Genomic DNA, 9,734 nt, shown 5'->3' on the forward strand with positions numbered 1-9,734 from the left:
CAGGAAAAGTTGGCGGTTTGGGCGATTTGACAAGGGGTTTCCCATCGGAACATCACCGATCCATGTTATGGCTTGGGCCACCGGCCCTTTCCCCGATACAGGGAGTGTGCAAGCGATCATGCCCCTTACCGCCCAAGCCTTCTGGGTGCTGTCGCCCGGCCGTGGCGCCATCTGCCGCCAGGAACTGCCGCCCCGCAACCCCGATCAGCTGCTGGTGCGCACGCTGTACAGCGGCATCAGCCGGGGGACTGAAAGCTTGGTTTTCCGTGGCGGCGTGCCCCTGGACCTGGCCGACAGTATGGCCTGCCCGATGCAGGAAGGCGGCTTTCCCGGCCCGGTGAAATATGGCTATGCCCTGGTGGGGCAGGTGGAGGCAGGGCCGGAGGCGCTGATCGGCCGGCGGGTCTTCGCGCTTCACCCCCATCAGGATCTCTGCCTGATCGATGAAGCCGCCTGCCGGCTGATCCCCGATGCGGTGCCCGACCGCCGCGCCGTGCTGGCCGCCAATATGGAAACGGCGCTGAACATCCTGTGGGATGGCGGCGCCGGCCCCGGCCAGCGCATTGCCATTGTCGGGGCCGGGCTGGTCGGCTGTCTGGTGGCGCGGCTGGCGGCAAGGCTGCCGGGGGTGGAACTGACCCTGGTGGATATTGATCCCGCCCGCGCCGATCTGGCCCGGCATCTGGGGGCTGGATTCGCCCTGGCCGCCGAATGCGGCGCGCTGGCAAGAAGCTGCGATCTGGTGATCCATTGCAGCGCCAGCGGCGAGGGGCTTTCCACCGCCATCGCCCTGGCCGGGACGGAGGCCACGCTGGTGGAAGCCTCCTGGTATGGTGACCGGCCGGTAGCCATTGCGCTGGGTGGGCATTTTCACCCGTCCAGATTGCGTATTATTTCCTCCCAGGTCGGTATGGTTGCCAATAACCAGCGTCCCCGCTGGAATTTCGCGCGAAGACTGGACAAGGCGCTGCAACTGCTTGACGATCCGGCGCTGGACAGGCTTCTGGAAACGGAAATTCCCTTTGCCGAACTGCCGGCCGCCATGGCGGCACTGGCCGATGGTCGGGGGATGCCAGCCGGTTGCCCAGTCGTACATTATCCACCCGTGGATTTACAGGAAGCCGCATGTATTCCCTGACCGTCCGCGATCACATCATGATCGCCCACAGTTTCAAGGGGGCTATTTTCGGCCCGGCGCAGCAGTTGCACGGCGCCACCTTTGTTGTTGATGCCGAATTCCGCCGCCCCACGCTGTCCGAGGACGGGCTGGTGGTGGATATCGGGCAGGCAGCAGACCTGCTGAAGCGGGTGCTGGCCCCGCTGAATTACCGTAATCTGGATGAGGTGCCGGAACTGACCGGCCGCAACACCACCACTGAATTCCTGGCCGGGCATATCCATCGCCGCCTGTCAGACGCTATCCGCGCCGGCGCGCTGGGGCCGGATGGCCAACAGCTGGCCAGCCTGAAAATCAGCCTGCATGAATCACATACGGCCTGGGCCGCCTTTGAGGCGTCGGTCGCGGGAGAAGTCGCATGAATCGGCGTATTGCTGTTCCCGTCCATATCATCTCTCCCGGCGCCATCAACCAGCTGACCGGCGGCTATGGTTTCCTGCGCCGTATCCGCGACGGGCTGACCGCGCGCGGGGAGGAGGTGCGGGTGCATGAATTGCCGGGGCCGCACCCGTTTGTGGATGAGCCGTCGCGCCGCACCGCCGACGAGATGATGAGCATGATCCCCGACGGGTCGGTGGTGCTGGTGGATGGGCTGGCCCTGCCCGTGGCCGCCCATGCCCTGTGGGTGGACCGCTATCGCCTGCGCATGACCGCCCTGGTGCATCACCCGCTGCATCTGGAAGCCGGGCTGGATGTGGAGGAGGCGGACCTGTTGCGCCGGCTGGAGCGTGACACGCTGGCCTATGTCCGCCGTGTCATCGTGCCCAGCCGGACCACGGCAGCCGATGTGATGGCCCTGAATGTGCCGGAAAAGCGCATCACCATCGCCAATCCGGGCACCGACCCCGCCAGCCCCAGCACCGGCAGCGGCGGGGAACCCCCCGTTCTGCTCTGTGTGGCCAGCCTGACCCCGCGCAAGGGCCATCTGGTGCTGGTGGAGGCTTTGTCCCGGCTGCGCCATCTGCCCTGGCGGCTGGTGCTGGTGGGGGCAGAGCGGCATCCCGGCCATGAAGTGGCCCTGCGGGAGGCCATGACCGAACGCGGCATCGCCGACCGGGTGGAACTGGCGGGCGAACTGGCCGCCGAGGCGCTGGAGGCACAATGGCGCGGGGCTGACATCTTCGTGCTGCCCACCTTCCATGAAGGCTACGGCATGGTGGCGGCCGATGCGCTGGCCCGGGGCCTGCCGACAGTGGTCAGCCAGGTGGGCGCGCTGGCGGAATTTGTACCGCCGGCAGCGGGCGGTCTGGTGCCGCCGGGCGATGCCGAGGCGCTGGCCCGCGCGCTGGGACCGCTGATCGCCGACCGCAATGCACGGACACAGGCGGCGAACGCGGCAAAGGCCGCCGGTGCCGGCTTGCCAAACTGGGACGATACGGTCAGCATCATCCGGACTGCCCTGGCCCAAAGCCTGGCCAGCAACCCGGAGATCGAGCAGATTGCATGAGCAACGAATTTGATGCCGACTGGCTGCGCCTGCGCGATCCACTGGACGGGGCCGCGCGCGTCGCCACCTTTGCCTGGAGCTTCGGCCGGGTGCTGCCGGCCGAACCGATGCTGATCGATCTGGGGGCCGGCACCGGCAATAATGTCCGCCAGTTGGCCCTGAAACTGGGCCGGGCCCAGCAGGATTGGACCCTGATCGAAAAGGACCGCAAGCTACTGGCCAAGGCGCCGGGGGAAATGCAGCATTGGGCAGAGCGCAATGGCTGGACCCTTAAGGAGCAACGCCGCGCCTATCATATCAGTTGCGAAGACATGGCCATCCGGGTGGAGATGCGCAGCTTCGACATCGCCCGCAACCTGACCGATCTGGGGCTGAACCAGTATGACGGCATCACCGCCAATGCCCTGTTCGATCTGGTCTCCGCCCAATGGGTGGAGAGTTTTGCCGATGAGCTGGCGGCGGCGGGCTTCCCGCCGCTGCTGTTCACGCTGATGGTGGATGGGCGTGTCGATTTTTCCACGCCCGACCCGGATGATGGATTCGTGCTGGAGCGGTTTCACGCCCATATGGGCCGCAACAAGGGTTTCGGCCCTGCCCTGGGGACAGCGGCTCCCGCCGCCCTGGCCAAGGCGCTGGCCCGTGTCGGCTATAAGGTGGAGCAGGGAAGGTCGGACTGGGCCATCGGGGAAAAGCGGCTGGCCGCCCATCTGGCCCTGCTGGATTTCCACGCCAAGGCCGCCACGGAGATGGAACCCACCGCCGCCACCCGCATCGCCGATTGGCAGCAGCGCCGGCAGGCAATGGCCCGTGATGGCATATCGGGGCTGAGCGTGGGGCATATGGATATTTTCGCGCGGCGCTGAAACGTCGCCCGCATCCATGCTATCAATCGTACCGGTTCCCCCTGCCCGCCCCAACGCATGACCGGTCCGCTGATCCTTCTGGTCGATGACGACCTGCCGCTGCGCCAGTCCGTCGCGGAACAGTTGCTGCTGCGCGACATGCGGGTGGTGGAGGCGGGGTCCGCCGCTGAAGCAACGGCAGCCCTGACGGCGCAAGGCCCCTTCACCGCCATCCTGCTGGCCGGCACCCTGCCGGATGGCGACGGGGCCAGCCTGTGCCCCCGCTGGCGGGGCCAGGGCATCACCTGCCCCATCATCCTGCTGGGCGGCAAGACGGTAGCCGCCGCCAATGACCATATCGCCAAGCCCTTCCGCCTGGGCGCCTTGCTGGGCCGGCTGGAGGCGCTGCTGCGCCCGCCGGCAGAGACAACCCGCCCACCGCCGCTGCCACTGGGCCCCTATCAGTTCCATGTCGATGAGAAGCTGCTGGTCCGGCCCGATGAGGGGCACAAGGTCCGGCTGACGGACAAGGAAGCCGCCCTGCTGCGCCTGCTGCATGATGCGGCGGGGGCGGTGGTCGCGCGCGAAACCCTGCTGGAACAGGTCTGGGGCTATCGGCAGGGGATCAGCACCCACACGCTTGAAACCCATATTTACCGCTTGCGCCGCAAGATGGAGGCGGATGCCGCCGCCCCTGCCCTGTTGCTGACCGAAGGGGGCGGCTATCGTCTCGCCCCCTGATCTACCCTCCCTCCCCCTGCCTTTTTCCGTCGTCGCCGGAGCCCGCCCTTGCCCTTTTCCTGCCGCCGCCTGTTGTTCCTTCTGCTGACCGCCGCCGCTTTGGCCCTGGCCGGCTGCGCCAGCCGGCCGCCGCAACCGCCGCCGGAACCGGAAATGGAGCTGCCGCCGCTGCCCGATGTGCGGCGTGTGGTGTTGACCTATCCGCGGTCGAGGGAGATGGTGGACGTGATCTATTTCCATAATGGCGACTATGATCGGGACGCCATGGCCAAGATCAACCATCTGCTGCGTGACCGGCGCACCGGGGAGGAACGGCCCATCGACCCGCTGCTGATGGATTTCCTGTTCGACCTGCTGATGCGCACCGGCCTGCCGCCCACCACGGTGGTGGAGGTGACGGACGGGTTCCGTTCCGCCGGCACCAATGCCGATCTGGTGAAGGTGAATGGCAACGCGGCGCGCGAAAGCTATCACCTGCAGGGAAAGGCCATGGATTTTCGCGTGCCGCTGCTGCCCGGCCCGGCCTTGGGCGAAATCGCCAAGACCATGCAGCGCGGCGGTTCCGCCTATTATCCTTCCACCGGCCATACCCATATCGATACCGGCCCCAACCGCACCTGGCGGACACGATGAGGCGAATGATCCGGCAGGGGTTGGCCCGTACCCTGGCGACCCTGGTCGCCTGCCTGCCGCTGGGTGGCTGTCTACTGGGGCAGAGCGCCACGCCGTTGCTGCCCACGGGCGAGGCGCTGCCCCACGGCGTCTTCTCCCGCGATATGCCCAGTGGGTTGGGTGATACGCTGACGGTGCGGGAAGAGACGATGCGGGTGGGCACCCGCTACGTCGTCTCAGGTGCCGGGGGCCGCGTTGGCTCCGTCGCCTTCGCCCGCATCGCCGATGCCGACCTGTCGCGCCTGTCCGTGCCGGGGGGTGAGGCGCGGGCACTTTATCTGGCGCAGGTGCGCCTGACGGGGGAAGGCTTGCGGCGGTTGGACAGCCGCACCCGCCTGCCCGCCGCCCTGAAGGATGAGGATGCGGAACGCTATGCCTATCTGCCCCTTGCCCTGGTGCGGCAAGGAACAGACGCGCCAACCCTGGTGCTGATGGAATGTACCGGCCCCGACCCGGCAGCCCTGTTGCGCAAGGCGGGGCCGGAATTCAACCTGCGTTTCAGCGCCGACGGGCTGCTGCGCATCATCGACCGGGCCCAGATCCTGCGCGCCATCAATGCCGTGCTGAACCGGCAGCTGTCCGGCGGCAGCTGCCGGGCGGAGCGGCGGCTGGAACTGTCGCCCCATACGCCGCTGACACTGCCTTGATTTCCCTGCTCATGGTGCGTGGCACCGGCCCCGAAGCGGAGCAGCGACAGGGATCACGCATCGTGATGGTGGCCTTGATCAGAACCTATAGATTCTGATCAAGGCCACGGAGTATCAGCCCGCGAAATCGTAGCCGCTGACGGATGCTTCCTCCACCATACCCAGCATAGTCAGTCCGCTGGGCGGTTGAGAGGCGGGACGCCCCTCGGCACGGCCGGCATAGATATAGTGATTGATCAAGGCGGCGTGGTTCAGGCCGAAGATGTCGAACAGATCAGGGTTCAGCACAGCATAGGCTTCCACATCGAACCCACTGGTGGCACGTCCCTCCCCCCGACCGTAATTCACATAATGGTTGATCAGCGCGTCAGGATTCAGGCCGAAACTGTTGACCAGATCGGGGTTCAGCGCGGCATAGGCTTCAACATCGAAGCCACTGGCAGCGCGCCCTTCGGCACGACCAGCATAGATGTAGTGATTGACCAAAGCCGCGCGGTTGGTGCCGAAAATGGCGAAAAGATCAGGATTCAACGCGGCATAGGCCAGCGCATCGAACCCCTCCGCCGCCCGGCCTTCCGCCCGGCCGGCATAGAGGTAATGGTTGGTCAGCGCCATTTCGTTCAAACCGAAAGCATTGAACAGGTCTGGGTTCAGGGCGGCATAGGATTCCGCATCAAACCCGCTGGTGGCGCGGCCCTCCGTCCGACCATTGCTGAGATAATGGCGCAAAAGCGCCGTATCATCATCCCCGAACGCATAGAACAGATCGGCGTTCATCGCCCGATAGGCATCAGCGGAGAAGCCGGACTGGACATCGTCATTCAGAATAGTGCCAGTGGCGGTACCGACAGCCACTGTGGCGCCGCTGGGCTGACTGAGGATACCGGTCAGCGTCTCGTTCCCCTCCACCCGGGTATCGCCATTGATCAGCACATTGATCACTGTGCTGCGGCTGCCGGCGGCGATGGTATAGGTGCCGGACACCGCCTGGAAATCCACGCCCGCCGTCGCCGTCACCCCCTGGGTGGCAAAGCCGAAGCTTACCGCCTTGCTGCTGACCTCTGACATGGAGACGGTGAAGGAGAGGGTCTTGGTCCCCGCATGGCCTTCCTGCACGCTGGTGCCGGTGATGGAGAGGGTGGGGAGCTTGATGACGGCAGATGTGGCGGAGATGGTGTAACCGCCCTCCCCAGCTTGACCATCAACCGCCAGATAATAGCGACCGGAGCTTGTCGGCGTGAAGCCTGTTGCCCCCACGGTTTTTGTATCGCTGATATATGAACCCGAAGCGTCATGTAGGCTCAAAAGAACCGAGGGCAGATTTCCATTGGTCGAAGCATTAAACTGATAGGCAGTGCCCACAGTCAAATCAACAGCAAACCAGTCGACATCCTTTACCGTCTCTATGACACCAGAAATGCTATTTCCTGGGATCAATTTTCCAGTGGTGGATGTGTTGGCAGCATAATCATCAAAAATCAGCTTTTCCGCCGATAGGCTATATTGCCCGCTCCCCTTAGCCCCGTCGACAGAGAGGTAATAACGCCCCGAGGTGGTCGGGGCGAAACCTGCAGTCCCTGCTTCACCAATCTGTACCCCCAGAGCGTTATGAAGGTGCAGTTGAATAGAAGAAAGGTTACCGCTGGTCGACGCAGAGAACTGATAGGTAGAGCCGGCGGTTAAATCGACAGCAAACCAGTCACTATCATTCTGCACCTCGATGATACCGGTTGTCTTCCCACCTACTGTCAACTTGCCCGTCGTTGATATGCTGGCTAAATAATCATCAACGGCTGTCTGCTTTGCTGACAGTGTGTAACTCCCCGTCGCTGCGCCGCTGACGGAGAGGTAATAGCGCCCGGAACTGGCTGCTGTGTAACCCGACGTCCCCGTCCCTGTGGTGCCGGTGATCGATGAACCGGAAGCATCATAGAGACCTAAAATCGGGGATACGCTGCCGCTTCCAAACGCCCCCGTGAAGGCGTAGGTCGTGCCGGCGGTGAGATCAACGGCAAACCAGTCAACATCATTTGACGTTTCCAAGGTGCCGGAGGTCTGCCCGCCGGCTGTCAGCTTGCCCGTTGTGGAGGTATTGGCGGCGTAATCATCCTTCACTGTCTGCGTTGCCGACAGCGTGTAGCTTCCCGTCGCTGCGCCGCTGACGGAGAGGTAATAGCGCCCGGAACTGGCTGCTGTGAAAGCTGACGTCCCCGTCCCTGTGGTGCCAGTGATCGATGAACCGGAAGCATCATAGAGACCTAAAATCGGGGATGAGCTGCCACTTCCAAACGCCCCCGTGAAGGCGTAGGTCGTGCCGGCGGTGAGATCAACGGCAAACCAGTCAACATCATTTGACGTTTCCAAGGTGCCGGAGGTCTGCCCGCCGGCTGTCAGCTTGCCCGTTGTGGAGGTATTGGCGGCGTAATCATCCATCACTGTCTGCGTTGCCGACAGGGTGTAGCTTCCCGTCGCTGCGCCGCTGACGGAGAGGTAATAGCGCCCGGAACTGGCTGCTGTGTAACCCGACGTCCCCGTCCCTGTGGTGCCGGTGATCGATGAACCGGAAGCATCATAGAGACCTAAAATCGGGGATAAGCCGCCGCCTCCGAACGAGCCTGAGAATTCATAGGTGGTACCGGCAACCAGGTCGACGGCGAACCAGTCTGCATCATTTGTGGTTCCCAGGGTGCCAGAGGTCTGTCCCCCGATCGCCAACTTGCCCGTTGTGGAGGTGTTGGCGGCGTAATCATCGACGGCCGTCTGCTTTGCCGACAGTGTGTACCCTCCCGTCGTTGCACCGCTGACGGAGAGGTAATAGCGCCCGGAACTGGTTGCAGTGTAACCCGACGTCCCCGTCCCCGCGGTACCACTGATTGATGAACCGGAAGCATCATAGAGACTTAAAATTGGGGATAAGCTGCCGCCTCCAAACGAGCCTGAGAACTCATAGGTGCTACCGGCAGCCAGATCGACGGCGAACCAGTCTGCATCATTTGTGGTTCCCAGGGTGCCAGAGGCCTGTCCCCCAATCGTCAACTTGCCCGTTGTGGAGGTGTTGGCGGCGTAATCATCCATCACTGTCTGCGTCGCCGACAGGGTGTAATTTCCAGTTTTCGGAGCAGTGACGGCAATATAATACCGGCCTGAGTTAGTTGGCGTTAAATCCATGCCTCCCAAAGAGGAGGTAACGCCAGTATCGGCACCAGAAGAATCCTTCAATCTGAAGGAAAGTAAATAACCGTCACTGCTGCTGTATGTACCTGAAAATTTGTAGCTCGTACCAGCGGTCAAGTCGACAGCGAACCAGTCCGAATCGCTTGACGTTCCCAGAAGGCCGGTGGCCTGTCCTCCGATCGCCAGCTTGCCCGTCGTTGATATGTTGGCCGCGTAATCATCGGCGACTACCTGCTTTGCCGACAGTGTGTAATTCCCGGTTTTCGAACCAGAGACGGAGAGGTAATACCGGCCCGAGCTGATGGGGGTGAAACCTGTCGTTCCCGACGACGAGGTATCGGCAATAGAGACACCAGCAGCGTCCTTCAAGCCCAAGAGGGGAGTACTGCCGCCGCCATCAAATGAACCTGAGAATTCGTAAGCCGTACCAGCGGTCAAGTCGACAGCGAACCAGTCCGAATCGCTAGGCGTCCCCAAGAGGCCGCTGGCCTGCCCGCCGATGGCGAGGGTGCCCGTCGTTGAGGTGTTGGCCGCATAATCATCGGCAACTGCTTGCTTTGCCGACAGGGTATAATCCCCGGTTTTCGGACCGTTGACGGCGAGATAATAGCGGCCAGAGCTGGTTGGCGTGAAATCCATAGCCCCCAAGGACGAGGTAACGCCAGCATCGGCACCAGAAGCATCGCGCAATCTAAATGACAGAATATAGCCATTACTGTTGCCGTATGCGCCTGAGAATTCGTAGGCGGTACCAGCGGTCAGATCGATAGCGAACCAGTCGGCATCATTTGCTGTTTCAAGAACACCGGTGGTTTGGCCGCCGACTGTCAGCTTGCCGGTTGTTGATATGTTGGCGGCGTAATCATCGCTGACTGCCTGCTTTGCTGACAGGGTGTAATTTCCTGTCCGCCAGCCGTGGACGTCAAGATAATACCGGCCCGAACTTGTCGGCGTGAAACCTGATGTCCCCGACGCGTAGTTGATATATGAACCGGCGGCATCCCGCAAAACCAAGCTCAAACTTGTAGTGCCGG

Annotated in this window: 8 protein-coding genes; 7 read left to right on the plus strand and 1 reads right to left on the minus strand. The window is 62.9% G+C overall.

Features of this window, described 5'->3' with window-relative positions; all coding sequences use genetic code 11:
- Positions 1-118: 118 nt before the first annotated feature.
- The 7 genes from GE253_RS03140 to GE253_RS03170 are packed head-to-tail and all read left to right on the plus strand — an operon-like array spanning position 119 to position 5,526.
- Complete coding sequence (locus tag GE253_RS03140) at positions 119-1,138, plus strand: zinc-binding alcohol dehydrogenase (protein WP_153202633.1); 1,020 nt, start codon at positions 119-121, stop codon at positions 1,136-1,138.
- Positions 1,126-1,539, plus strand: a complete 414-nt coding sequence (locus tag GE253_RS03145; protein WP_153202634.1) for a 6-carboxytetrahydropterin synthase — start codon at positions 1,126-1,128, stop codon at positions 1,537-1,539. The genes GE253_RS03140 and GE253_RS03145 overlap by 13 nt, the downstream gene beginning before the upstream one ends.
- Positions 1,536-2,624: a glycosyltransferase family 4 protein gene (locus GE253_RS03150; RefSeq protein WP_153202635.1), complete on the plus strand. Its 1,089-nt coding sequence runs from the start codon at positions 1,536-1,538 to the stop codon at positions 2,622-2,624. The genes GE253_RS03145 and GE253_RS03150 overlap by 4 nt, the downstream gene beginning before the upstream one ends.
- Positions 2,621-3,487: a class I SAM-dependent methyltransferase gene (locus GE253_RS03155; protein ID WP_153202636.1), complete on the plus strand. Its 867-nt coding sequence runs from the start codon at positions 2,621-2,623 to the stop codon at positions 3,485-3,487. Before GE253_RS03150 ends, GE253_RS03155 begins: the two co-directional genes overlap by 4 nt.
- A 57-nt stretch (positions 3,488-3,544) precedes the next feature.
- Entirely contained in the window at positions 3,545-4,207 is a 663-nt protein-coding gene (locus GE253_RS03160) for a response regulator transcription factor (RefSeq protein ID WP_153202637.1), read from the plus strand.
- Positions 4,208-4,255: 48 nt separating this feature from the next.
- Positions 4,256-4,840 (plus strand): DUF882 domain-containing protein, encoded by a 585-nt coding sequence (locus tag GE253_RS03165; RefSeq protein ID WP_153202638.1) that lies wholly within the window; start codon positions 4,256-4,258, stop codon positions 4,838-4,840.
- Complete coding sequence (locus GE253_RS03170; RefSeq protein WP_153202639.1) at positions 4,837-5,526, plus strand: hypothetical protein; 690 nt, start codon at positions 4,837-4,839, stop codon at positions 5,524-5,526. Before GE253_RS03165 ends, GE253_RS03170 begins: the two co-directional genes overlap by 4 nt.
- Positions 5,527-5,640: 114 nt before the next feature.
- Here GE253_RS03170 and GE253_RS03175 read toward each other — a convergent pair whose 3' ends face one another.
- A complete protein-coding gene (locus tag GE253_RS03175; RefSeq protein WP_153202640.1) occupies positions 5,641-9,720 on the minus strand; it encodes a Calx-beta domain-containing protein in 4,080 nt (1,359 codons plus the stop codon).
- Between the last annotated feature and the right edge of the window lie 14 nt (positions 9,721-9,734).

The sequence above is a fragment of the Niveispirillum sp. SYP-B3756 genome, assembly GCF_009495745.1.
Classification (GTDB): Bacteria; Pseudomonadota; Alphaproteobacteria; order Azospirillales; family Azospirillaceae; genus Niveispirillum.

Coding starts and splice junctions, on each gene's coding strand:
- GE253_RS03140 (WP_153202633.1), top strand. CDS start 119: ATGCCCCTTACCGCCCAAGCCTTCTGGGTGCTGTCGCCCGGCCGTGGC.
- GE253_RS03145 (WP_153202634.1), top strand. CDS start 1,126: ATGTATTCCCTGACCGTCCGCGATCACATCATGATCGCCCACAGTTTC.
- GE253_RS03150 (WP_153202635.1), top strand. CDS start 1,536: ATGAATCGGCGTATTGCTGTTCCCGTCCATATCATCTCTCCCGGCGCC.
- GE253_RS03155 (WP_153202636.1), top strand. CDS start 2,621: ATGAGCAACGAATTTGATGCCGACTGGCTGCGCCTGCGCGATCCACTG.
- GE253_RS03160 (WP_153202637.1), top strand. CDS start 3,545: ATGACCGGTCCGCTGATCCTTCTGGTCGATGACGACCTGCCGCTGCGC.
- GE253_RS03170 (WP_153202639.1), top strand. CDS start 4,837: ATGAGGCGAATGATCCGGCAGGGGTTGGCCCGTACCCTGGCGACCCTG.